Raw genomic sequence first — 25,319 nt, forward strand, 5'->3', positions numbered from 1 at the left:
ATGCCTGCGTCAACGTCTACCATTTCACTCATGGTTTTAGGGCTGCTTTTGCAGCCCTTTTTTTGCCTGGTGTCTAGGAAATATTTTCTGGAGACAGATGGTCGAAGTGGTCCACCTGAATTGCGAGCCAGACGGCTTCTGCCGCTTCGTACAAGTGATCCGCTTCGTCCTTGTTGATGACCGCCTGATCGAGTGCCTGATCTATCTCGTCTTTATTGAGGTTGCGCAGCCCCGCCTTTTTCATTTTGTTCCTTGCTGGCTGAGTCTCACACACCAGGCGAAATGCCTGCTCCACAAGATCAATCCCGTCACCGGGATTCCCCAGGAAGACACCACGGGTCAACCGATCACGTGTTTCCGAAGGCTCCATCAGCAGCTCTGCGCATGCTCGCGCCTGCCGGTCTGAGGGCGGCCGTATACTGTGCCCCCAGGGCATTGTCATGAAGTGCATCAGTTGGCCCAGGAAGGGTCGAGGGAAGTTCTGGAAGACTTCGAGTAGTGACACCTCGATCAAGTGCAAGCCGTCTCGCATGGTAAATTCCAGCAGCGGGCGGTCTTCTTTCGGGCTGCCATCGTCTTTAAAACGCTTGAGCGCACAACTGAGCAGATAGAGTTCACTCAGCACATCACCCAACCGGGCAGAAATAAGCTCCTTGCGCTTGAGCTCACCACCGAGCGACATCAGCGAAATCTCTGTAACGAGGGTCAACACGGCAGAATATCGATTGAGCTGGCGATAATATTTGGCCGCGGCCCCAACCCCTTTCGGACTGCTCGCAAACAACCCGCCGGTCCACCCATGAAAAATTCCGCGCGCAAAAGTCTTTATCTGGAACCAAAGGTGTTTGGGTAGTAGCTCATCGAGTTTCTCGACTCCCGCCTCTCGATCGGGGTCCTCCGCAGCGAGCATTTCGTCAAAGATATAGGGGTGGCAACGAATCGCACCCTGACCAAAAATCATCAGGCTGCGGGTGAGGATATTGGCTCCCTCAACCGTAATGGCGACTGGCACGGACCGATACACATTGCCGATATAGTTCATGGGCCCATCGATCACGGCCTTCCCAGCATGCACATCCATCGCATCATTGATCGCCAACCGCAGTCGATTGGTCGCATGCGCCTTCATAATCGCCGAAACCACCGCTGGCTTCAGCCCATCATCCAGCGCGCGGGTGGTCGTCTTGTGTGCGGAATCCAGGGTATAGGCAATAGCCGCAATCTCTGCGAGCCGTCGTTGGACGCCCTCGAACTTGCCGATGGGTATCCCAAATTGCTCCCGCACCCGCGCGTAGGCGCCGGTCGTTCTCGCAGCCAGCTTCGCACCGCCGGTCGATAGTGAGGGGAGCGAAATGCCCCGACCCGCCGCCAGGGCGCTCATCAGCATTTGCCAGCCACGGCCGACAAACTCCTGCCCACCAATGATCCATTCCATGGGAATAAAGACATCTTTACCCCAATTGGGCCCATTCATGAAAACCTGTCCGGCTGGCAAATGACGCTGACCGATGGTCACACCCTCGGTGTCGGTGGGCACAAGTGCGACGGTGATCCCCAGCTCCTCCTCGTCTCCGAGCAAATGATCGGGGTCATAGAGCTTGAACGCTAAACCCAATACGGTAGCGATAGGCCCCAGGGTGATATAGCGCTTGTGCCAGTTGACGCGCATACCCAGGGTTTGCTCGCCTTTGTATTCGCCGTAACACACCACACCCGCATCGGTCATCGACGCGGCATCGGAACCCGCCTCGACACTGGTCAGCCCGAAACACGGAATTTCCAGCCCGTCCGCCAGACGCGGCAGATAGTAGTTTTTCTGTTCGTCCGTGCCGTGCGCCATCAGCAGCTCGCCGGGCCCAAGGGAATTTGGCACCATCACCGTCACCGCGGCGGTAATGCTACGGGTCGAAATTTTCGTCACGATCTCCGCGTGTGCCGACGGAGAAAATCCCAGTCCGCCGAACTCTTTATGAATGATGATGCCCAGAAAGCGCTCTTTCTTGAGGAAGTCCCAAATTTCCTTGGGGAGATCCCTGACTTCATGATTGATTTTCCAGTCGTCGAGCATTCGGCACAGCTCTTCGGTTGGGCCCTCGAGAAACGCCTGCTCTTCTCCGCTAAGCGCTGGTGGCCCCATTTCAAGCAGTGCCTCCCAGTCCGGCTTGCCCGAGAGGAGTTCTGCATCCCACCAGACCTCACCCGCCTCCATCGCTTCCCGCTCGGTCTGGGAAATTGGCGGCAACACCTTTCTGATCAGCCCAAGAAGAGGAGAAGTGACCCACTTTTTACGCAGTTCGCTCATAGTGACTATCCGGATGTAAGACAGCTGCAAGGGGCAGCCAGATGACGAGGGAGATCTCAGTCACTAATAATAGGCAAGGCATGCGGGGGATCATGAAATTGGCGCCGATAAGCTTACATCCGTCCGGGGCGCCGGAGTTGAAGCGGGAGACGCACCGTCACACGCGCCCCCACCAATGGTTCCTGCTAGAGCAACCGCTCGCTGGAATACAAGACACCGTTATTATCTGCGTACAAATAGCCACCAGGCTGAATGGTGACACCAGAGAAGGTGACCACGACATCACGATCGCCGAGACCGCGTTTATCCGTCTTCATCGGGTGGGTGCCGAGTGCCTGGACGCCGAGATCCAGTGCGCCAATCTCATCCACATCGCGAATACATCCATACATCAAAATGCCTTCCCAGCTATTCTTGCAGGCTTTCTCCGCCAGCTGATCACCCAGGCACGCCCGTCGCATTGATCCGCCCGCATCCACCACGAGCACCCTACCCTCACCTGGCTCGGCAACCAGCTCACGCACAAGAGAGTTATCTTCAAAGCATTTGATCGTGGTGACGATGCCACCAAAAGTCTCGCGGCCACCGTAGTTCACGAACATGGGTTCGAGTACATGCAGCCTGTCGGCATGTTCATCACACAGATCGGGCGTGGAAATTCTCATCGTAAGATCCTCCTTGGAGATGTTGAGTTGCGGCCCCAATCCGCCCGGTCAGGCGATGGGCTAGTAGTGGGAACGCAGTATGACGAGTGATCAACGGCAGGAACAGCGCATCAATAAGAATGCCGGGCATTACCCAAATGGATAACGCCCGGCATTCAACCATGCGAATGAGCGGTCTTAGTAGCTGACGCGTACTGGGGTACCGACACGAGAATAACGGTAGAATTTCTGTGCCATATGCGGGGGCATACGTACACAACCGTGGGACGCGGGATAGCCCGGCACATGTCCAGATGCATGCAGGCCGATGCCACCATTAAAACGAATATAATGATTCATCTTTGCGCCACGATAGTAGGTACCGGGAGGACGACGATGCTTGCGCGTATTCACGTTGGCACGAACGACACGCCCGGTATTGCGATCAACGAAACTACCGTAAATGGACGAGCGATGACGAGGATGCTTGGACAATACGCGGAAATGCCCGGGACGAGTGGAATACCCCTTCTTACCCGAGGAAATCTTCGAGACGCCTACCAGTTTCCGACCTTTGTAAAAATAGGCACGCTGTTGACTCAAGTTGATTCGAATTGACGGAGCGCCGGACGAATTAGCTGCCGCGGACTCGTTAAACCAGTTAACACCTCTCTGGTTGGCGGTTGCATCGGGGGCTAACGCCAATCCGAGAAGACAGGATATCGCAAGTGCATACAGATGAAGGGGCCAAGTTCGGCTACTCACAGTCATAAATCACCTCACAGAATGCTTGTTGTGTCAGGCCCGTGCTTTACCGAATTGGTCAGCCACGAACCTGGGATACGACGTCACCGCTTCAGCGAGATTGCTGAGCGAGTGGATGTGTCCCTGAGGTGCAGACTCCTGAAGTTGATCCGTCTATGCGAACGAGTTGTCTCTTTTCGTTTCGCTTACATCCACTACAGCGACGAGTCACTTCTCGATTCTATTGCCGGCAATCGCCCTCTATATACGGAAATATTCTTTGTGAGCGTCGGTTTAGCCTGTGAAGGAGCAAGCAGAAATACCGTGCGCTGCAGGGGTTCTGCAGCAGGATTCTGTTTCAAACAGAGGGGAATCGAGGAACACATGCGGTGCGACTGACGGGTATTCGCGAAGTGAGTTCCACGCGCGCGCATGGAGCACCGGCAATGTTTGGTGAATCGATCGATAGCCGCGGTATCAGTGGCGAAGCTTGTCGATGGGCGGGCAGTCCAAACCCGGCGCTAAAACCGGTTCGGACTGCCCCGGGGGAACGCCTACTGACCGAGATACAGCCAGGTATCGACAGCGGTATCCGGGTTCAGGGAGACACTGTCGATCCCCTCATCCATCAACCAGCGCGCAAAGTCTTTGTGGTCGGACGGACCCTGTCCACAAATACCGACATACTTACCCGCTTTCTTGCAGGACTGGATGGCCTTGGAGAGCAGCAGCTTGACCGCTGGATTGCGTTCGTCGAAGAGGTCTGCGACCAATCCGGAGTCTCGATCCAGTCCCAACGTCAGCTGGGTCAGGTCATTGGAGCCGATAGAGAAACCATCAAAATGTTGCAGGAACTCATCCGCGAGCAACGCATTTGAGGGCAGCTCACACATCATGATGACTTTCAGCCCATTTTCTCCACGACGAAGACCATTATCGGCCATAAGACCAATCACCTCAGCCGCTTCATCCGGTGTCCGCACAAACGGCACCATGATCTCGACGTTGGTCAGGCCCATTTCATCGCGAACTTTCTTCAGCGCACGGCATTCAAGGGCAAAACAGGCACGGAAATCTGCAGACCGGTATCGCGCGGCGCCACGGAAGCCGAGCATCGGGTTTTCCTCGCTGGGCTCATACAGGTGGCCACCAAGCAGGTGTGCATATTCGTTCGACTTGAAGTCCGACAGGCGAACGATCACGCGGTTGGGGGCAAAGGCGGCAGCCAGTGTCGCAATGCCCTCCACCAGTTTCTCAACAATGAAATCTTCCGGTGAAGAATAACCACCAATACGCTCACGAATACTCTTTTGCAGTTCGGACGGCAGGCTGTCGAGCTCCAGCAAGGCTTTTGGGTGGATGCCAATCATACGGTTCAGAATGAACTCGAGGCGAGCCAGGCCAACGCCGGCATTGGGCAGATGGCTGAAAGCAAAAGCGCGGTCTGGATTACCGACATTGAGCATAATCTTGAACGGCAGATCCGGCATGTCCTTGACCTCCGTCTCTTCGCGCTCAAAGTTAAGCTGCCCGGACATAACGAAACCGGTGTCGCCCTCTGCACAGGAAACCGTCACCGGCGTGCCGGTCTTGAGCAGATCGGTGGCATCGCCGCAGCCAACCACTGCAGGAATACCCAGCTCGCGGGCAATAATGGCCGCGTGACAGGTTCTGCCGCCCCGGTTGGTGACGATGGCACTGGCCTTCTTCAGCACCGGTTCCCAGTCAGGATCGGTCATATCGGTGACCAATACCTCGCCGTCCTGCATCAGCGCCATATCGTCAACGGACTCGAGGATCCGCACCTTACCGGCACCAATTCGCTGGCCAATAGCACGGCCTTCACACAATACTTCGCCGCGTTCGCGCAGATGGTAGCGCTCGATACTCTGTCCGAGCTCCTGGGACCGCACTGTCTCCGGGCGTGCCTGCACGATGTATACCTTGCCGGTATCGCCGTCTTTCGCCCACTCAATGTCCATAGGGCGCCCATAGTGGGCTTCAATCTTACACGCCTGGATCGCGAGCTCGGTCAGCTCGGCATCGTCCAGGGCGAATCTCTGTCGGTCTTCTTCCGGCACCGGCACAGTCTTCACCGAGCGGCCGCAGTCACCACCGGCATCGTAGACCATCTTGATTGCCTTGCTACCGCGATTACGACGCAGGATGGCCGGGCGCCCTGCTGCCAGCGCGGGCTTGTACAGATAGAACTCGTCGGGGTTAACAGCCCCCTGAACGACGGTTTCGCCCAGGCCAAAGGCCGCCGTGATAAATACGACATCGCGGAAACCGCTTTCGGTATCCAGGGTAAACATTACCCCGGAAGCGCCTGTCTCACTGCGGACCATGTGCTGAACACCCGCTGAGAGGGCCACCCCGGCATGTGCATATCCAGTGTGAACGCGGTAGGCGATCGCACGATCGTTATACAGCGAGGCAAAAACTTCTTTGACGGCAATCAGCACTGCGTCAATGCCGCGAATATTCAGGAAGGTTTCCTGCTGGCCAGCAAAGGAAGCATCGGGCAGGTCCTCTGCGGTCGCAGACGAGCGGACCGCAACAGCGGTTTCACCACCGCCGAGGGCCTCGTAACCACTGCGAATTTCGTCTTCCAGTTGCTGTGGGAAGGGCGTGGTCACAATCCAAGAACGAATCTCTTCACCGGCCGCGGCGAGCGCCGTCACATCGGAGACATCGAGGGACAGCAGTCGATCCGCGATACGTTGCTCGAGGTTTTCGTGGGACAGGAACTGGCGAAATGCCTCTGCAGTGGTCGCAAAGCCCCCCGGGACGGATACACCGGCACCGGACAGAGAAGAGATCATCTCTCCCAGTGATGCATTTTTCCCGCCGACCTTGTCGACGTCCGCCATACCCAGTTCTGCAAAGTCGATGGTGAATCCAGTCACGCCAGCACCCTCTGATAAAAGATTCTGGGCGCTGATTATAAGGATGGATCTTGTAAAAAATAGCCCGAAAAATGCGGCGAAAATGTAGTAATTTTTTTACAAAAGTGGGCTTTTTCGCATGATCTGGAGGAAGAAGGTGGGAGACCTACGAGAACTCGGCGGGCAGCCGGGCTGAAAGGTAACGCCTGAAATACTGGCACAGTGAGAGTAGAATGCAACCATTCATTCCTTCCATGGGAGCTCCTGAGGCAATGCATAATCACAAGCGCACGGCATTTTTCATTTCAGACGGAACCGGCCTCACGGTGGAAGCCATCGGGCACAGCCTACTCGCGCAGTTCCGTCAGGAAAAAGTCGAGCAGGTCACCTTGCCGTACGTCGATTCCCCGGAAAAGGTCGACAAAGCACTGCAACGGGTCGAGCTCGCGGCCAAGGACTCCGGACTTCAGCCTATCGTCATCAGTAGCATTGTCGCAGCCGATATTCGCGAGCGATTGCATGGTGGCCCTGCGCTTATGCTGGATGTATTTGACAGTTATTTAGCCCCGCTGACCAAGTTGTTTGGCAGCCCTCCGGCGCAGTCGGTCAATATCTCCCACGATATCAGCGACGACCAGCGCTACAGTGATCGAATCGATGCCGTGCATTTTGCCATGGACAACGATGACGGCAGGCGCGTGCGAGAATTTGACCGTGCGGACCTGATCCTGATTGGTGTTTCGCGCTCTGGTAAAACGCCAACATGTCTGTACCTGGCGCTACAGTTTGGCCTGCGCGCGGCCAATTATCCGATCACCGAAGAAGATATGGACAGTACATCCCTACCCCGCATTCTGCACCCGTACCGCCACAAACTCTTCGGCCTGACAATCGATCCAAACCGACTGATGTCTATTCGCCAGGAGCGACGGGCAAATAGCCGCTACGCTTCTCTAGACCAGTGTGAATTTGAAGTGCGGCAGGTCGAGCAGATGTTCCGGCGGGCACAAGTGCCATTTTTGAACGCGACACAGCTCTCTGTCGAAGAACTGGCGACGCGCTTGATGTCCCAGGCTGGCATTGAGCGGAGAATCGGTTAAAGTAGCCGCCTTTTCGCACTGGTACAGCGGCCAGCTCTTCGGAAAGAAGTACAAGGTGCGTGATTCCAGCGTAAAGTAGTGTGCATGAATTCTCTGCAGATCGTTTCTCTTCCCTATTCCGCCAATGCGGCAGTGGCCTTTCAGGCCATTGCTGATCTGCCCTCCCCGGTCTGGCTGGATAGCGGGCGCCCTACGGCCACCAGCGGTCGCTTTGACATTATCAGTGCAGATCCTATCGAAACGCTGTACCTGGACGCCGCGAGTACGGAACCGTTTACAGAGCTTGACGACCTGCTGTGCGAATTGAGCCTTCAGGACAGTGATGCGCAGTTGCCATTTTGCGGTGGCGCAATCGGCTATGCCGGGTACGAGCTTGGCGCGCCGGTAAACTTCCTGGCCGCGGACCAACGGCCAACCCCATTGCCTGCAGGATATTTCGGCCTTTATTCCTGGGCGCTGATCGTTGATCACCAGTTACGCGCAACCCACCTGGTATTCCATCCGGTGTGCACCCGCTTTCAGGTGCAGGATCTGGTCGCGCGGTTTACTTCCGTGCGCTGGCAGTCTGCCGCTCGAACTCTGCCCTTCAGGCTCAAAACCGCGTTTCGGCCGGACTATCCTGCGGCAGGTTACTGCGACAATGTGGAGCGTATTCTCGAATACATTTCTGCTGGCGACATTTACCAGGCGAACTTTACCCAGCGATTTCGAGCGCAGTTTGAAGGGGATCCGTTTACCGCCTATCTGGCGTTAAGGGAAGCCGTCGCAGGCCCGTTCTCCGCCTACATCGAACTTCCTCAGGGTCAGATTCTGAGCCTCTCGCCAGAACGTTTCCTGCAAGCGGACGGGAGCAGTGTGCAGACCGAACCGATCAAAGGCACCATCGCACGGGAATCTGATCCGGAGCGAGACCGCGAAGCAGCCAGAACCCTTCAGGAAAGTATCAAGGATCGGGCGGAAAACCTGATGATTGTCGACTTGCTCCGAAACGACCTCGGCAAACGCTGCCGCACGGGTTCCGTTCGGGTGCCCGCTTTGTTTGAGCTCGCCACCTTTGCCAATGTCCATCACCTGGTAAGCAGGATCACCGGGGAGATGGCCGACGACTGCAACTTTACCGATTTGCTCGCGGCATCCTTTCCAGGGGGCTCCATTACCGGTGCACCCAAGCGCCGCGCCATGGAGATTATCCACGAGCTGGAACAGGGGCCGAGGGGGCTCTATTGTGGCTCGATCGGCTATCTTTCGAGCTGTGGGCGCGCTGACACCAATATCGCGATTCGCACCTTCACCGCAGCCGCCGGAGAAATCACCGGGGCAGCCGGCGGCGGCATTGTTGCAGACTCCAAGCCCGAAGCCGAACATCGGGAATGCCTGACCAAAATTGGGCTGGCGCTGAGCACGCTTGAGCAACTGAAAGACTGACTACTACATATAACTAAACGCGATCGATGTATCGCTAAATTATATTTTTCAGTTATTACAGTATCCGATACAGTATGATCCGGTCATAAAGCCCTGTCCGGGCCAGAATGCGGTAGCCTTAAGGAATCATCATGCGCATCACGCTAGTCAAGAAAATACTCGCCAACGGAGAGCCCTGCGCGAAGTGCCGTGACGTCGAGGAAAAACTACGTGAAAAAGACCAGCTGCGCTTTATCGATCAAACGCTGATCGCAGACGAACGGGATTCCGAGAGCGAAGGGATTCAGTTGGCGCAGCAATATCAGGTCAGCCGCGCGCCTTTCTTTATCGTGGAACGTGAAGAGAACAGCGAACCGGAAATCTACACGGTCTATTTCAAGCTTGCGAAGGAAGTCCTGCAGAATCTTGCACTGGAAGCCGGCTAGGCCTTCTGCTTTGTGAGTCCTATACAGACCGTCTCACCTACCCACGCGTGACCGCTGTCAGGCCAGTTCAGATCTGGATTGAAATGGCCTGTCGAGAGGAAGCAGACTTTTGCAGTTCCCCACCCTATTCCACCTCAGTACGTTGGCAGCTCGAGCCCCGAAAACAATTCGTCGACCTCCGCACGGGAGCTCGCGTGGGAAGCCTGATCGATCAGCTCCCGGCTCAGGTGCGGCGCGAACTGCTGGATAAACTCGTACATAAATCCACGCAGGAAAATCCCTTTCCGGAAACCGATACGTGTAACGCTGGACTGGAACAGTGCACTGGCATCAAGCGCCACTAGATCGTCATCATCTTCGTCCACCGCCATATCGGCGACGATACCAATACCAAGCCCAAGGCGCACATAGGTCTTGATCACATCGGCGTCAGCTGCAGTGAAAACGACTTTGGGCGAAAGCCCTTTTTCCAGAAAAGCCTCGTCGAGTTTTGACCGCCCGGTGAAACCAAACACATAAGTGACAATGGGGTATTCCGCTACATCCTCGAGGGTTAGCTTACTGATCTGGCAAAGTGGATGGTCCCTGGGAACGAGCAGGCAGCGGTTCCAGCGGTAAACCGGCATCATCACCAGATCACTGAAAAGCTCCAGAGCCTCGGTTGCGATCGCGAAATCCGCGGTGCCATCCGCGGCCATTTCAGAGATCTGCATGGGCGTACCCTGATGCATATGCAACGAAACTTCGGGGTAACGCGCGATAAAGGATTTGATGACAGGCGGCAATGCATATCTGGCCTGTGTATGGGTGGTGGCAATCGACAGGCTGCCCTTCTTGTCGTCACTGAACTCCTGCGCAACCTGTTTGATATTTTCGACTTTGCGCATGATTTCGCCGGCAGTTTTGAGGATAGCCTCGCCGGCAGGTGTGACACGGGTAAGATGTTTGCCGCTGCGTGCGAAAATCTCTACGCCCAACTCATCCTCGAGCAGGCGAATCTGTTTACTGATACCCGGTTGAGAGGTGTACAGGCTCTGCGCAGTCGCTGATACATTGAGGTCGTGATGGGCAACTTCCCAGATATAACGCAACTGCTGCAGCTTCATTCCGACTCCCTTTCCCCAGACTTCGTCCTTGTGTGCCGCTCTTGCTTAGGACCACGTAAGTTATAAGAGCAGCAAAAGTTTATGCGGGAAAAGAATAGCAGCCAATGTGCTTTAACTGCAATTTAGCGGGTATGGCGTAAAACTTCGCGTTTGCACGTGAAATTATTGCTCAGGTCTCACTTTCGACGTTAGCGATACCGTGCGGGACATGCCCCGTGGCCACATGCTCCGCCGCGGATGCACAATGGGCGGGCTGATCATCAAAGAAAACATCGGCGCCAAACGCCTTGAGAAACTCACCTTTGGGCAAGCCACCGAGAAATACCGATTCATCAATACGCACGTTCCAGGCTCGCAACGTCCTGATCACACGTTCATGCGCTGGTGCCGATCTGGCAGTAACGAGCGCAGTGCGAATTGGGCAACAACTGGAATCAAACTCGGCCTGTAATTGCTGTAACGCCTCCAGGAATCCCTTAAAAGGACCACCGGCCAACGGTGTCTGCGCACTCGCACGCTCTGCCGCTGTAAAAGCCGCCAATCCCTCACGCTTGTAAATTTGCTCGGCTTCATCAGAAAAGATGACAGCATCGCCGTCAAAAGCAAATCGCAGCGTGTCGTCGACAGAGGCACGACCACCACCGGCGACCAACGTTGCGGCTGCAACACCCTGCTCCAGGGCACGCCGAACGTCCTGCCCATCCGAGGACAAGAAGAGGTGGCATCCGAACGGGGCAATATAACGATACGGGCTTTCGCCATTGCAAAACGCCGCTCGGGAAATATCGAGCCCATAATGCTCTATCGAGTTAAATACCCGAAGACCCGTGTCTGCACTGTTGCGGGAGAGCAATATCACTTCAACACGCGGTTCGCCGTCTAGCCGCTGATTGATTTGCAAAAATTTCTGCACCAGGGTGAACGCATCACCTTTCTCGAGGACATCGTTTTCGCGCTCTACCTGGTAGTGGGAAAACGCATCCAGCCCTTCTTGCTCAAAGACCTGGTGGCTGTCATTCAAATTAAACAGTGCACGGGAAGAAATCGCGATAACGAGCTTATCTTGTTTCAGCATCAGGGCGCCTCCACATCGTCGAGCCCCTCGGGTTTCTCCTCATCAGCATGGGCTTCCAACATGACCTTCAGCATCCGACACACATCCTCCTGAGTGCGGCGAGATCGCACCCCGGTCTGATTCACGACCACCAAACACATGGCATGGCAGGTTTCGAGCATTGTGCGTGCCAGGCGGTCCAATTCATTGGGCGGTGCAACGAACCCCATGCGCCGAAACATTCTGCACAAGTGAGAAATGACAAGTTCATCGTGCCGCTCATCCAGCTCGTGCAGCTCGGGGATACCCCACATTGCCTGCACCAGGGGCAGCATGCCGCGCTGTTCGCGATACACCACCACCAGACGCGCCAACATACCCTCAAGAAAGTCCTCCAGCGACATGCTCTCGAGATCTTCGCGGGCCACCTCTTCCAGGGCACCCGTCATACTTGCAAGCCACTGCTCCCCCATGGCATAGAGGATTGCGTGCTTGTTGGGGAAATAGTGATAGAGGGAGCCGACTGAGACGCCCAGCTCACGGGCAATCAGAATGGTAGTCAGATCGTTTAGTCCAACTTCTTCTAGCAGTCGCCCGGTGGTATCGAGGATTTTCCGGGTGCGCTCCCTGGCTCGAGCCTGTACGGGAGCCCGGCGCGGGGCCAACTGACTTCTTCGCTTTTGCTGCTCGCTATTGGACAAGTTGCTCCCCCCAGAATCGATCTAACAGCAGTGTACCACTGTCGTTCAGGCGCTCCACCGGAAAATCGAGCCCCAAGAAACGAGAAACCGGCGCATAGCACCGGTTCTCGCCCACCTGTGAGGGGTGTTTTCGGTTAGAAACGGTACCCAACATCTACCCCAATCACACGGCCACGTGCCGGATCGGTCATGGTCGGAGGTAGGTTGTAAGACGCTTCGGAGTACCCCCAGTGGTAATACTCTTCGTCCGTAACGTTTTCGGCGTAAATGCCCGCAGTCCAGCTGTCGCTGGCGGAAGTCAGGGAAGCGCGCAGGTTTACGACACCACGGCTGTCCAGCTTCGCGTAGGGGTCGTTGGTAATCTCAGACCACTGCTCGCCCGTGAAGGTATATTCTGCGCTCAGTGCCATTTCGCCCAGACCAACATCACGGGTATAGGTCAACACGCTGGCAGAGGAGAATTTCGGCGAGAACGCCATCTCGTTGCCTTCACAGCTGGCGCCACTGCGCGCCTCGCACAGATCGACCGGAATGCCGCTCAACTCCGTATTCAGCCAGGCCAGTCCCAGATAAAGATCCAGGTTATCGGTTATCAGCCAGCGCACGTCCATCTCGAGACCGCTACCGTCGGATTCACCAACGTTTTCGGTGATGGCTGCTGCACCCACCCAGAATGCCTGCTGCATGTTTTCGTAGGTGTACTGGAATGCCGCCGCATTGATGGCAAGACGGTTATCCAGCAGGCGCGCCTTGATGCCGAGCTCGAAGGATTCGACGGTTTCCTCGTCAAACATCGCCGGTTCAGCGTTTGAAGCGTTAACTTCATAACCCTGCTCATCAAGCCACTCATACTGGCTATCATCGTCGGTGCCGTATGCAGGATCGGTCACGGTAAAGGACAGATAATCAAAGCCGCCGGACTTGTAGCCGGTGGCAAAGCTGCCGTAAGCCGTTAACGCGTCACTAAACTCATGGGTGAGGGTCACACGGCCAGAGACGTTACTCCAGGTATTGTCCGCGGTGATCGGGCCATCGGTATACATGGCCTGATAATTCCAGCCGCCAGTCCACGTATCAGGCCACGGCGAGTCGACACTGTACTCTTTGGTATCTTCGGTATAGCGTAATCCGAGACCCAGTGTGGTCGCAGGACCGAGATCGAAGGTGGTATTGGCAAACACCGCCCAGCCGGAATAATTGCCTTCGGTCCAGGACTCTTCCTGGGACAGGTTGCCCGGCGCATACTCCCAGGGTTCGCCTTCAAAGCCAAAGGCTTCGTCGAGTACATCCTGAGGCAATGCATCACAGGTGACGAAGCTGTCCAGCCCCTCTTCCCAATCTTCAGCGTAGATACCGTCACAGATGAAGTCTTCGCCATCAATACCGGCGAAGAATGCATTCACCTCTTCCTGGTAATAAGAGGTACCCAGAATCCAGTTGAACGGACCGCTGTTGTCGGAGGTCAGGCGGAACTCCTGACTAAGGAAATCGCCATTCTGATCGCGTACATAGGTGTCGATCGGCAATGCGGTGCCATCAAAATCTTCGATGTACGTGTAGTTGTGACTCTTGTAGCCGGTGATGGAAGACAAGGTCAGCTCGTCGCTCAGATCGTGCTCGACCGTCAGGATCACGTCGGCGATCTCTGACTCGTCTTTACCGATTTCGTCGTTGTAGACCTGATCAAAGTCTCCTTGCGGAATCGGGTAGTTATAGGATTCCAGGCCATCGTGGCGGAAAGCACGGTAGATGGTGCCATCACCGTTACGATCCTCATACTGAGCCATCAGCGTAACGGTGGTGTCCTCAAAGCCGCTGTAAACGGCGGTGATGCGGGACGCATCCAGCTCGCTGGCACCCAGATCACGGCCCCCGGCCAGATTTTCGATATGGCCATCTTCCTGCTCGTGGACGCCTGCGATGCGCACAGCAAGATTTTCAGTTACCGGAAGATCGACACTTGCCTCGATATTGGCGCGACCGTACTGGCCCGCACCTACGGACACTTCACCCGCGAAGGTATCACCCGGCTTGCGGGAAACGATGGAGATCGCACCGGATGCCGTGTTGCGACCGAACAATGTGCCCTGCGGTCCCTTGACCACCTCAACACGCTCGACGTCGTACATCGACGGCGTTGCGCCGCTCCGGCTTTGGTAGACACCGTCCAGGAATACGCCCAGAGCCGGGTCACTACCGGAACCAAAGCCATTATTGTTCACACCGCGCACAGAAACCGCATCAAAGAACGAATCCTGAGTTTCACCGGATACACCGGGTGTCAGTGCAAACAGGTCTTTGAAGTCATTGAGGTTACTGTTCTTGACCGTGTCCCCGGTGAACGCACTGACCGCCATCGGTACGTCCTGGAGCGATTCCGCACGCATTTGTGCGGTCACAGTCACTTCTTCAATCTGATTGGCTGCGGTGGCATGGGTGCTCACCGCCAATACTGCTGCACCGATTGCGCCAGCCAGCGCATGCTTTGTGCAAGTAAAGCTTTTGTCTTTCACAGGCATGGATAGTCCCCGTCGTTTGTTGTTATCCAGGGCCGCTATGCAGCGACCTCATTATTAAATTGAGGCGCGCCGCGCGAAGCTGTTGGCCCGGTTATCCCACAAACCGAACAATTGTTCAACTTTTTGTCCTTGAGGCCTTCCCGACGCCGCAAACCAGATCAACATCAGCCCCCCAACTTGTCCTTCAAGCTGTAATAGAGCATGCCGGCTACGAGACCTGGCCAACGCAACAGTGTGCCGCCAGGGAATGTGGGCGTGGGAATCTGCGCCAGTATATCAAAACGTTCAGCAGTACCCGCTACTACTTCGGCGATTAATTTGCCTGCCAGCGTCGCGGTTGGAACACCGTGCCCCGAATAGCCCTGGCTGTAGAACACATTGGGTTCCAGCCGTCCAAGGTGCGGCATCCGATTGAGCGTGATTGCAAGGGTGCCGCCCCAGCCGAAATCGATGCGGGTGTCGGCGAGCTGCGGATAGACCTCCAGCATGTACTTGCGTACGAATTTGCGGATGTCCTGCGGGAATCGCGATGTGTAGTTCTCACCACCCCCGAATACCAGGCGGTTGTCGCCAGACAGCTTCCAATAGTTGATGACGAACAGCGTGTCCTGCAGCGCATAATCATTGGCGATCAGTGACTTTGCCTGCGCTTCCGAGAGTGGTTCGGTGGCCAGTACAAAGTTGTTGATCGGCATAATCTTGCCGGCCATCCGCGGCTCGAGATTTCCCAGATAGCCGTTACACCCAAGCACTACATATTTGGCTTTCACCCGACCCGTTGCCGTCTCAACAACGCAGGTCTCGCCAGTGCGATAGCCGGTTACGCGGCTGTGTTCGTGAAACGTCACACCGGCGGCGGCCGCGGCGTCGGCTAAACCCAGGGCGTAATTGAGCGGATGCAGGTGCAGCGAGCCACTGTCAACCTGGGCACCAAAGTAACGCTCGGAACCCACCATCTCGCGCGCTTCGGCTTCGTCCGCATAGCGAATCTGGTCGTATCCGTATCGATCGCGCAGTAAGTCGGTCTCTTCTTTCAGCCACTCGTTATGGCTGCGCTTGGCGGCCAGATGCAGGATGCCACGCTTCAGATCGCACTGAATATTGTGCCGGTCGATCAGGGACTCCACCAGCTGGACGGCTTCGACACTCATATCCCAGAGCGCCTTGGCACTGTCCATGCCAACCATCTTTTCAAGGTCCTCCTGGCCACGGCGCTGACCGACACCAACGTGCCCGCCATTTCTGCCTGAGGCACCCCACGCGACGCGCTCAGCCTCCAGAACCGTCACGCTGTACCCGCGCTCGGCCAGATGCAGTGCAGCGCTGATTCCGGTGTAACCTGCACCAATCACACATACATCCGCTTCCGCTTCCCCTTGCAGGGGCGGATAGGTGCGCGTCGGATTGGCGCTGGAGGCATAATAGGAATCGGTGTGGCCAGTAAGCTTTGGCGTGGTGCCCGCGTTAGTCATCAGTTCCCCTCGTACATCAGGTTTCCGGCGCGCTCGCCAAAAACCGAACAATGATTCAATTTTTCTTGAATGATAATTCGGTTTTTTGTCATAATCAAAAAATAATAACTGCCGCCCTCCCCGGCCTGCCGCTCAAAACGGCAATTCAGGGTGACAGGCACTGCGACTTCCGCGCGGAACCTTTTGACGGCGTATACTAATGCGGCCCCGAGATCGGGGCTGGATCCATTCGATCAAGGTGCACAATGGACAAGATTTCAAAGTGGCTTGCAGACAACCAGATATCCGAGGTGGAATGTCTGGTGCCTGACATGTCTGGCAACGCCCGAGGCAAATTCACCCCGACCTCAAAGTTCCTCAAGCAGGATAGCCGACTGCCAGAGAGCATCCTCGTGCAGACGGTTACCGGCGATTTTGTCGATGAGCACAATGAGCTGGTGGACCCCGCGGATACGGATATGCTGCTCGTTCCGGATGCCGACTCGATCAGACTCAACCCCTGGGCAAACGAACCCACCGCGCAAATCATCCACGACTGCTTTACGCGTGAGGGCAAACCTCACCCGATCAGCTGTCGAAACATTCTCAAGTTTGTGCTGGATAAGTATGCGGAAAAAGGCTGGCAGCCTGTAGTCGCGCCAGAAGTTGAGTTTTACCTGGTCAAGCGCAACCTCGACCCGGATGAAAAACTCTCCGCTCCGGTCGGGCGCTCGGGCCGTACAGAAAAAACCCGTCAGTCCTACAGCATTGATGCGGCCAATGAATATGAGCCCATCATTGAAGACATGTACGACTTTTCCGAAGCGCAGGGCCTGGATGTGGACACACTGATCCACGAATCAGGCACCGCGCAAATGGAAATCAACTTCCTCCATGGCGATCCCCTGAAGCTGGCGGACCAGGTGTTTACGTTCAAGCGCACAGTGCGTGAGACTGCGTTGCGCCACGGTATTTACGCCACCTTCATGGCAAAACCCATGGAAGATGAACCCGGCAGCGCATTACATATTCACCAGAGTATTGTGGACGCCAAGACCGGCAAGAACATCTTTGTCGACGAAGACGGCAATGAAAATTCGACATTCCACCATTTCATCGGTGGCATGCAGAAGTATATTCCGGGCTTCATCAGCTTCTTCGCACCAAACGTCAACTCTTACCGTCGATTCACACCAGAAATGGCGGCTCCGACCAGCCTGCACTGGGGTTACGACAACCGCACCACCGGATTGCGTGTGCCGGACAGCTCTCCGCAGGCAAAGCGACTGGAGAACCGCTTCCCGGGCGCAGACTGCAACCCGTATCTGGCAATCGCCGCCTCTCTCGCGTGCGGTTACCTTGGCATGATTAACAAGGTGGAGCCCACGGCGCCATTCGAGGGTGACTGCTCAGATGAGCCCATTACCCTGCCCCGTACGCAGGAGCATGCGTTGAGCCTCCTGGCTGAGTGTAATGAAGCAACCGAGATGTTCGGCGATACCTTCGTCCGGGCATGGAGCGCCATCAAACGCGACGAGTACGAAGAATTTAACCGGGTCATCAGCTCCTGGGAGCGAGAGTTCTTGCTACTCAATGTTTAAGCGGCGTTGAATACAAAAAAACCGGCCTTAATGGCCGGTTTTTTTATTGGCTAATTAAAAAAGGCGACCAACGGTCGCCTTTTTCGATCACCCGTTACTTGTGTGCGGGGTCTTTCCAGTAATCCTTAACAGTATCTTTCATTTCCTTGGCCAGAACAGAGATACCGAACAGGTTTGGCAGCGTCATGATCACAATCGCCACCGCGGACAAGTTCCAGATAATCGTCGTGTCCTCAATTGCCGCCCAGAAGAAGGCAACGACATACACCAGACGATATGGCATGACCGCTTTCGGACCGAACAGGTAGATCATCGAACGGTCACCGTAATAGGACCAGGCAATCGCCGTTGAAAATGCAAATAGCAGAATCCCGATCGTCACGATCAACCCACCATACTCACCGAAGAAGCCGCGCTGGAACGCCACATTCGTCAGGGAAGCTGAGTGGATAAGGGAATTACCCCAAATATCGATATTTTCATTTTCAAAGCGGCCATTCGTCACCGTGAGCGGACCACTGTAGGCATTCTCACCAACACGGAACTCCACATCTTCAGCCACAGAACGGGCGTGAATCAGGGTATAGGTTCCACCGCTCACCACCTTGCCGTCGGCGACAATCAGTTTGCCGCTGAACGGCTGTACACTGTCTTCACCATTACTGAGGAAGCCAAACAGCTTTTGCACATGGGCCGGATCCTGATCGGTGTAGACACCCTCAACGGCGATCAGGTCAGCACGTTCAAACTGGTTCATGTGCTTTTCTGTCCACACGCCGGAAGACAGAATCACCAGACCGGTGAGCGTACAGATGATGATGGTGTCGATGAATGGCTCGAGCAGAGACACCATACCTTCCGAAACCGGCTCGTCGGCACGGGCCGCGGCGTGCGCAATTGGCGCAGAACCCTGACCGGCTTCGTTCGAGAAAAGACCCCGGTTTACACCACGGTTAAACGCGTAAGCAAAGCTCGCACCGAGGAATCCGCCGGCCGCCGCACTGCCGGTGAAGGCGTCGCGGAATACGGTAGCAAACGAAGGAATGATGTTTTCGTAGTTGTAGGTAATGACCGCGAGCGCACCGATGACGTAGATCACTGCCATGATCGGCACAATCGTGGAGGTCACCTTGGCAATACGAGTAATGCCACCGATGATCACCATACCCAGCAGGATAGCGAGTACACCGCCGGTCACCGCTTTGCTCAGGCCAAAGGTGTCGTTCATGGACTGCGCGATGGTATTAACCTGCGGCAGGCTTCCCGTACCGAATGAACAGATAACCGTAGCGATCGCAAACAGGACCGCCAGCCACTTCATGTTCAGGCGACGCTCCATGTAAAACATCGGGCCACCAGCATAGAATCCGTCTGCCGCCTTGATCCGATACTTATGCGACAGGGTCACTTCTACAAACTTGGTTGTCATACCAAGAAACGCGGTAACCCACATCCAGAACAGGGCCGCCGGACCACCGAGGAAAATCGCAAAACCTACACCGGCGATATTACCCGTACCGACAGTGCCGGAGAGCGCCGTTGCCAGTGCCTGGAAGTGAGAGGTATCACCAGGATCGCCCGGCTTGTCATACTTACCACGGACAATTTTGATCGCGTGGCCAAAATAGCGCAGCTGCGGGAAGCCGAGATACAAAGTGAAAAACAGACCAACCCCCAGCAGCACATAGGGAAACCACCAGGCTGATCCCAACATGCCGTCCATGGTCAGCAATAATGAATTAAAGGATTCCAAACTAGACCCCCACTTCAGGTTCTTAATTGTGCTTTTTGGATATTTTTTGTGCGCCGCATGCGTAGCACTAAACGCCGGAGATTAGCAGCTTCCGACAGAGGAAAACAGTCACGCCGCGTCAGCGCAGGAATTCAAACTGATCGCGATGCGGAAAGAGCCCGGTTTGGCCACCGGTATGCACAAAAATCAGATTGTCGGCGCCGGCAAAACGACCCTGCCCCAACTCCTGCAACAAACCATGAAATGCCTTACCGGTATACACCGGATCCAGCACAATACCCTCAAGGGCGGCTAATTCAGCAATAGTTTGATACACCGGCGCTTCCGCCACGCCATAGCCTGGGCCGATATAATCGGCATTGACATGAATACCCAGGCTGCGCAAATCCACCGGGTACTGGTTGAGCTCACTCCACTCACTGATGTCAGCAGCAACCTTGTTCAGGAAATAGGCCTGATCATCACAAACCGCAAACCCCGTGACCTTCGCGCGACTGCCAAAAAGCTGGCAGCCCAATGTCAAACCCGCCTGGGTCCCTCCGCTCCCGGTTGCACAGATAATATGATCGGGTGTGAAGCCGGCGGATTGCGCATCGCCCAGTATCTCTTCAGCACCGGAGATATAGCCCCAGATACCCAGGCCATCACTGGCACCAGTCGGAATCAGCAGTGCGCGATGCCCGCGCTCCGCATAGACCTTTTCCCAGTGCGCGAAAATCTCAGGTAATTCACGAAAGTATTGTGGCGGTGGATAGTGGGCGACCGCGGCACCGGCCAGGTGGTCCAGCAATAGATTGCCATCCAGCTCCGGGCGCGCGGAGCCGCGCAAAATCAATTGCACATTCATACCGAGCCGCGCTCCAACCAATGCGGTAGCACGACAATGATTGGACTGGATTCCCCCACAGGTGATAAGGGTATCGCAGCCCTGCTCTTTCGCAGCGCCGGCAATAAATTCGAGCTTGCGCAGTTTATTGCCGGATAGTGCCGCCTCTGTGAGGTCATCACGCTTGATCCAGATTCTCGGACCACCGTGGGGCATTGAATACTTTTCCGTCACCCTGTCCAAAGGATGTAACGGTGTCGGTAAACGAGCCAGATCGATACGCGCGGGATAATTGATGCTCACGTTCCCTCCCAAGCCTGCACCTGCGATGCAGAATCCCCTGTTAAAAATGCGAAAAGCCCGGCATTAGCCGGGCTTTTGAATGTGATCACCAAAGGCACATCAGATCTTTTTGATCGTGCCTTTTGGCAGTACCGCGTGCACGGCTACCTTCTGGAACTTGAGCTGCATATTGTCCGCTACTTCAAGAATCAGATAATCGTCGTCGACCTTTTCGATGCGACCCAGCATTCCGCTGGTCATCACAACTTCATCACCCTTCTTGAGTGCGCCCACCAGCTCCTGATGCTCTTTCTGGCGTTTGCGCTGTGGGCGGATAATAAAGAACCACATAAACGCAAACAGACCTGCGAACATCAACAGGGTAACGAGCGGGTTACCTTGCGCAGCCGGTGCGGCCTGCTGTGCAACCGCAGAAGGAATAAAGAAATCCATGCAACAACCTCAAAAAGTCAGCCAAATTAATTGCGGCCAACTCTAGCGGGTTTGGGCGGATGAGGCAACGGCCAGCCCCACCCTGTAAGAGCGGGGCTGAATCCGGGCTCAGAAACGCTGACGAACCTGGCGACGATAACCGGTCGGAGACATTCCAGTCCACCGCTTGAATGCGCTGGTGAAACTGGTGCGATCAGAGAAGTCCAGAATACGAGAAATGCCATCCACGCTCAGGGCAGTATCCTTGAGGAAGTGCACCGCATGGCGAAAACGCACATGGTCGCGCAAAGAGGCGAAACTCAGGTTGTGCTCCTGCAAACGACGTTGCAGCGTACGGGTAGACATGCTCAAGTCCGAAGCGACCGGACGAATAGCCAGGGAGGCCTTACCGATCCTTTGCTCGAGAACATCAATTACACGTGCTGCGATGCCAAAGCTGGTTGCTTCCGGCGGAGCGAGTAACTGATCAAGAATGTTGGGATCTCCCGAGAGGCGCGCTTGCTGCAAGGGCTTGTCTTCCGAGAGTGATGTTTGATCTGGCTGAATATGGTTCATGTAGCTGCTCCTTATAAGTTCCGTGAGCCGCGGTTATTTTTCTACGCCCGCTTCCAGCGAGCCCCTATTTACCTAATCCTGCACCTAAACCTGTACGCAATGATGCATGGACGTACAAGCTACTACCCAGGTACTGAGGGGACCGGCCCGAAGTAGACACAGAATCCTTCACAGAAACCGAGTAAAAATTAACCACTTATTGCCGACAACTTCCCTGAGAGGGAGATTCCTTGTTTCGGCGCATCATTACACAAGCCAGTATAGACCAATAAAACAGAATGCAAGGCGCGACAGTGCAATTTTTTTTTGCGCTAAATTGGCAGGTTAGTCATCTATCGCTAAAGAAACGCGAAAGCTGGCAAGATGCGGACTGCTGGCCCGCATCTTTTCGGGATGGGAGAGCTGCAAACAGTGCAGCGTTGTCGATCTCAGGCGAGGTGCTCTTTCACCCAGTTGGCGACGTCGTCGTGATGGGTCTTGGTCTTCACTTTGTCGATAATGTGCTGCAGGCGCCCATTCTTGTCGATGATAAAAGTGGTCCGCAGAATGCCCATATATTCCCGGCCCATAAATTTCTTCAGGCCCCAACAACCGTACTTGTCGGCAATCTTGTGCTCTTCGTCTGACAAGAGGTCAAAGTTGAGCTCGTGCTTGTCGATAAATCGCTGGAGCTTGGCCTCGGGATCTGGGCTGACACCCAGTACGACGGTATCCAGCGCCGCAAACTCCTGCTCGGCATCCCGAATTCCACACGCTTGAGTGGTGCACCCAGGCGTTAGTGCCTTTGGGTAAAAGTACAGAACGACATTCTTTTTACCTTTGAAATCTTTCAGCGAAACCTTCTCACCGGATTGATTCTTCAGCGTAAATGCCGGGGCCAGATTGCCAATTTTCGGAAATGCCACGGGTTCTCCTCACTGTCAGTATCACGACGATCTCCTGCAGGGCCCTGGTGCCCGTGCTGGCTCGAGCGCGCATTATAACGAACGAAGAAATCGGCGCAGCTATCACGATGGGCCGGCGATCTACAGCACGGCAAGACGTAAACGTTTACCGTAAGAGGTACGCCAGATGTCGCTCTTGCAGAGAGAAATTGAAAACTGTACGCCGCTCAGAATGGACGCAGACGATAGCCCTGCTCTTTTCTCGCACAAATACCGCAGGAGCCGAGTTTCTGTACCAGCGCTGCACGCTCTGCATCCGTCAGGAAGTCGCCAATTTCCAAACACCCTTCCGGGCCCGAGAAACTGAGTGAAGCGGGCTCACCGCCAACGGAATCCATGCGCACCAACACATCCAGGCTGTTTCGGCCAAACTCCCGTCGATAGACATGGCGTTGCCCAAACCCGCGCGCGCAATCCAGCACCACCCGATCCCCCTCGATACGGATCACTTCTCTGCGGGAACCTTCGATATAGACGTATGCGAACAGGCCGCCAAGCAACAGCATTTCCAGCCCGGCGAATGGCAGAATCATCCAGGCGCCCGCCAGTGCGAAGGCCAGGCTGATGCCCAGCGATACAGAAACTAGGGAGATGAACACCCAGATGTTACCGCTCAGGGAAAGGGATTGATTGGGCTGCAGGAGGATACACGCCCGGGCACGGGAGGAACGGCCAACTTCACTTACCATGACTGCACTTCCACGAAGAGACTTCTTAAAAGTGTAGTCCGGTAAAAGATTGATCAAAATCTGGCCACCTAAGCAGTGGCCGATTCTGTTATCCGATAAACAGGCACAAAAAAGCCCGCTAAAAGCGGGCTTCTTCAGCGAAACGGTCGCGATTATGGCAGCAGGTGCGCTACTGCATCACGCTCGTCCGCCAGCTCCTGTTCGGTCGCAGACATCTTCTCGCGGGAGAAGTCGTTAATGTCCACGCCCTGTACGATTTCCCAATCGCCACCCTTGCAGGTGCAGGGGAAGGAGTAGATCAGACCTTCCTGAATGCCGTAGGAACCGTCACTGTAAACCGCCATGCTGGTCCAGTCGCCATCGGCAGTGCCGAGGGCCCAGTCACGCATGTGATCAATCGCCGCATTGGCTGCAGAGGCGGCAGAAGACGCACCACGGGCTTTAATGATCGCCGCGCCACGCTGCTGAACGGTCGGAATAAAGTCGTTCTCGTACCATTCCTGGTCGACTTTATCCATGGCGTTGCCGCCGGATACTTTCACCTGATGCAGGTCAGGATACTGAGTGGAAGAGTGATTACCCCAGATGGTCATGTAGGTAATGTCATTCACGGTGGCGTCGGTCTTCGCAGCCAGCTGAGACAGCGCGCGGTTGTGATCCAGACGGGTCATCGCAGTGAAGTTACGCGGATCCAGGTCCGGCGCGTTGCGCTGGGCAATCAGAGCATTGGTGTTGGCGGGGTTGCCAACAACCAGAACCTTCACGTCACGGGATGCGACATCGTTCAGGGCTTTACCCTGCGCGGAGAAAATAGCCGCGTTGGCTTCCAGCAGGTCTTTACGCTCCATACCGGGACCGCGCGGACGCGCGCCAACCAGCAGTGCGTAATCGGCGTCCTTGAATGCGACGGTAGCGTCGTCACTCTGGACGATGCCGGCCAGCAGCGGGAATGCGCAGTCTTCCAGCTCCATGGCGACACCCTTCAGCGCTTCGAGCGCCGGGGTAATTTCGAGCAGCTGCAGGATAACCGGTTGATCCTTGCCCAGCATTTCGCCGGATGCGATACGAAACAGCAGCGAATAGCTGATTTGGCCGGCGGCGCCGGTAACAGCAACACGTACAGGTGCTTTCACGATAGTCCTCTCCCTCTTTTGTGAGCGGGGCGCATTATAGAGAAATACCGCGAAATTTCACCTATCTGGCCAATTCCCTAGACTAAAGTCTCAGGAACTCCCGGATATCGTGCTGCCAGCGCCTTATACAGCTGGACACTGTAATCCTCGGCGCCAGCGTCGAGAGTGGCTGCGAGATCGGCCAGGTGCTCGTTGTCCTCGCGGCCGGCCCATACCTTGATATACGTGCCGTCCTTGTAACCGTGGTCCTGACGGAAGCGGTTCAAGACATTCTTGCCGACATACCGACGGTACAGCTCGTCGAATGACATCTCGGTGTCCACCAGTAGCTGGGCAAAGCCAACGAGGTCAAACTGCTTGCTGGCAAGCGTATTCAAGGTGAACGCCTCGAGATTCGCGCGGAAGTCACCCGCCGTACCGGAAAACGCGGCCAGCTCTTTGGCCATATGCCCGGCGACCAGTTCTGCACTACCCTGCTGGAGCTCCAAACTGAGCCCAAAGTGCCAGATGTCCACCAGCTCCAGTTTGACCTGGTCCATCTCCGGCTGCTGCTTTTTCCACCACTTCCAACCGTAATGGTCGAGCAGCTCGGCGCTTTCGACCCAGATCGCGCGGTACCAGGCAAAATTCTGTCCACGCCAGTCTGCGTTTACAACCGTATTAATTTCGTCTTGCAGGGCCAGCATGGCCTGCAGTTGCTTCTGCATCATTCGGGGTAACCTAC

At 55.5% G+C, this 25,319-nt stretch carries 22 protein-coding genes; 4 read left to right on the forward strand and 18 right to left on the reverse strand.

From position 1 onward, the window contains the following. Positions 1 to 73 precede the first annotated feature (73 nt). From ACXAD0_RS12115 to ppsA, 4 genes are all read right to left on the reverse strand, one after another. On the reverse strand, positions 74 to 2,302 hold the full coding sequence (locus tag ACXAD0_RS12115) for an acyl-CoA dehydrogenase (RefSeq protein ID WP_475088696.1): 2,229 nt from the start codon (positions 2,300 to 2,302) through the stop codon (positions 74 to 76). Between the two features lie 185 nt (positions 2,303 to 2,487). After that, complete coding sequence (gene rraA, locus ACXAD0_RS12120; RefSeq protein ID WP_475088697.1) at positions 2,488 to 2,967, reverse strand: ribonuclease E activity regulator RraA; 480 nt, start codon at positions 2,965 to 2,967, stop codon at positions 2,488 to 2,490. Between the two features lie 177 nt (positions 2,968 to 3,144). Continuing rightward, positions 3,145 to 3,561: a L,D-transpeptidase family protein gene (locus ACXAD0_RS12125; protein ID WP_475090376.1), complete on the reverse strand. Its 417-nt coding sequence runs from the start codon at positions 3,559 to 3,561 to the stop codon at positions 3,145 to 3,147. 683 nt (positions 3,562 to 4,244) lie between these two features. Continuing rightward, positions 4,245 to 6,599, reverse strand: a complete 2,355-nt coding sequence (gene ppsA / locus ACXAD0_RS12130) for a phosphoenolpyruvate synthase (RefSeq protein ID WP_475088698.1) — start codon at positions 6,597 to 6,599, stop codon at positions 4,245 to 4,247. 251 nt (positions 6,600 to 6,850) lie between these two features. On the opposite strand from ppsA, the gene ppsR reads away from it, so the two are divergent. The 3 genes from ppsR to ACXAD0_RS12145 all read left to right on the forward strand — a co-directional run bounded on the left by ppsR (position 6,851) and on the right by ACXAD0_RS12145 (position 9,528). Next, entirely contained in the window at positions 6,851 to 7,678 is an 828-nt protein-coding gene (gene ppsR, locus ACXAD0_RS12135; RefSeq protein ID WP_475088699.1) for a posphoenolpyruvate synthetase regulatory kinase/phosphorylase PpsR, read from the forward strand. Between the two features lie 84 nt (positions 7,679 to 7,762). Further along, complete coding sequence (pabB, locus tag ACXAD0_RS12140) at positions 7,763 to 9,103, forward strand: aminodeoxychorismate synthase component I (RefSeq protein ID WP_475088700.1); 1,341 nt, start codon at positions 7,763 to 7,765, stop codon at positions 9,101 to 9,103. Positions 9,104 to 9,234: 131 nt separating this feature from the next. Then, the gene (locus ACXAD0_RS12145) at positions 9,235 to 9,528 is read left to right on the forward strand and encodes a hypothetical protein (RefSeq protein WP_475088701.1); all 294 of its coding nucleotides are present in this window, start codon (positions 9,235 to 9,237) and stop codon (positions 9,526 to 9,528) included. A 134-nt stretch (positions 9,529 to 9,662) separates the two neighbouring features. On the opposite strand, the gene cysB is transcribed toward ACXAD0_RS12145, so the two are convergent. The 6 genes from cysB to ACXAD0_RS12175 form a co-directional block, all read right to left on the reverse strand. Next, positions 9,663 to 10,634, reverse strand: coding sequence for an HTH-type transcriptional regulator CysB (gene cysB / locus ACXAD0_RS12150; RefSeq protein WP_475088702.1), 972 nt, complete (start codon positions 10,632 to 10,634; stop codon positions 9,663 to 9,665). Between the two features lie 169 nt (positions 10,635 to 10,803). Beyond that, positions 10,804 to 11,709, reverse strand: coding sequence for a 5'-nucleotidase (locus tag ACXAD0_RS12155; RefSeq protein WP_475088703.1), 906 nt, complete (start codon positions 11,707 to 11,709; stop codon positions 10,804 to 10,806). Continuing rightward, positions 11,709 to 12,389 carry a TetR/AcrR family transcriptional regulator gene (locus ACXAD0_RS12160; protein WP_475088704.1) on the reverse strand — a complete coding sequence of 227 codons (681 nt, stop codon included), beginning with the start codon at positions 12,387 to 12,389 and terminating at the stop codon, positions 11,709 to 11,711. Before ACXAD0_RS12160 ends, ACXAD0_RS12155 begins: the two co-directional genes overlap by 1 nt. Positions 12,390 to 12,523: 134 nt before the next feature. Continuing rightward, positions 12,524 to 14,908 (reverse strand): TonB-dependent receptor, encoded by a 2,385-nt coding sequence (locus tag ACXAD0_RS12165; protein WP_475088705.1) that lies wholly within the window; start codon positions 14,906 to 14,908, stop codon positions 12,524 to 12,526. A 164-nt stretch (positions 14,909 to 15,072) separates the two neighbouring features. Beyond that, on the reverse strand, positions 15,073 to 16,380 hold the full coding sequence (locus ACXAD0_RS12170; protein ID WP_475088706.1) for an NAD(P)/FAD-dependent oxidoreductase: 1,308 nt from the start codon (positions 16,378 to 16,380) through the stop codon (positions 15,073 to 15,075). Further along, a complete protein-coding gene (locus tag ACXAD0_RS12175; protein WP_475088708.1) occupies positions 16,380 to 16,541 on the reverse strand; it encodes a hypothetical protein in 162 nt (53 codons plus the stop codon). The genes ACXAD0_RS12170 and ACXAD0_RS12175 overlap by 1 nt, the downstream gene beginning before the upstream one ends. An 84-nt stretch (positions 16,542 to 16,625) precedes the next feature. Between ACXAD0_RS12175 and ACXAD0_RS12180 the strand changes: the two genes are divergently transcribed. Further along, positions 16,626 to 17,960, forward strand: a complete 1,335-nt coding sequence (locus ACXAD0_RS12180; RefSeq protein WP_475088710.1) for a glutamine synthetase family protein — start codon at positions 16,626 to 16,628, stop codon at positions 17,958 to 17,960. A 94-nt stretch (positions 17,961 to 18,054) separates the two neighbouring features. On the opposite strand, the gene ACXAD0_RS12185 is transcribed toward ACXAD0_RS12180, so the two are convergent. The 8 genes from ACXAD0_RS12185 to ACXAD0_RS12220 all read right to left on the reverse strand — a co-directional run bounded on the left by ACXAD0_RS12185 (position 18,055) and on the right by ACXAD0_RS12220 (position 25,302). After that, the gene (locus ACXAD0_RS12185; protein ID WP_475088712.1) at positions 18,055 to 19,713 is read right to left on the reverse strand and encodes an alanine/glycine:cation symporter family protein; all 1,659 of its coding nucleotides are present in this window, start codon (positions 19,711 to 19,713) and stop codon (positions 18,055 to 18,057) included. Between the two features lie 118 nt (positions 19,714 to 19,831). Next, entirely contained in the window at positions 19,832 to 20,842 is a 1,011-nt protein-coding gene (locus ACXAD0_RS12190; protein ID WP_475088714.1) for a D-cysteine desulfhydrase family protein, read from the reverse strand. A gap of 99 nt (positions 20,843 to 20,941) precedes the next feature. Next, positions 20,942 to 21,274, reverse strand: coding sequence for a preprotein translocase subunit YajC (yajC, locus tag ACXAD0_RS12195; protein WP_475088716.1), 333 nt, complete (start codon positions 21,272 to 21,274; stop codon positions 20,942 to 20,944). 108 nt (positions 21,275 to 21,382) lie between these two features. Then, complete coding sequence (locus ACXAD0_RS12200; protein ID WP_091511814.1) at positions 21,383 to 21,829, reverse strand: helix-turn-helix domain-containing protein; 447 nt, start codon at positions 21,827 to 21,829, stop codon at positions 21,383 to 21,385. 428 nt (positions 21,830 to 22,257) lie between these two features. Further along, complete coding sequence (bcp, locus tag ACXAD0_RS12205; RefSeq protein ID WP_475088718.1) at positions 22,258 to 22,734, reverse strand: thioredoxin-dependent thiol peroxidase; 477 nt, start codon at positions 22,732 to 22,734, stop codon at positions 22,258 to 22,260. Positions 22,735 to 22,940: 206 nt separating this feature from the next. After that, entirely contained in the window at positions 22,941 to 23,462 is a 522-nt protein-coding gene (locus ACXAD0_RS12210; RefSeq protein ID WP_475088720.1) for a DUF2244 domain-containing protein, read from the reverse strand. 152 nt (positions 23,463 to 23,614) lie between these two features. Next, positions 23,615 to 24,595 carry a malate dehydrogenase gene (locus ACXAD0_RS12215; RefSeq protein WP_475088722.1) on the reverse strand — a complete coding sequence of 327 codons (981 nt, stop codon included), beginning with the start codon at positions 24,593 to 24,595 and terminating at the stop codon, positions 23,615 to 23,617. A 77-nt stretch (positions 24,596 to 24,672) separates the two neighbouring features. Further along, complete coding sequence (locus tag ACXAD0_RS12220; RefSeq protein WP_475090378.1) at positions 24,673 to 25,302, reverse strand: dUTP diphosphatase; 630 nt, start codon at positions 25,300 to 25,302, stop codon at positions 24,673 to 24,675. Between the last annotated feature and the right edge of the window lie 17 nt (positions 25,303 to 25,319).

The sequence above is a fragment of the Microbulbifer sp. ABF4_148 genome (assembly GCF_056158985.1).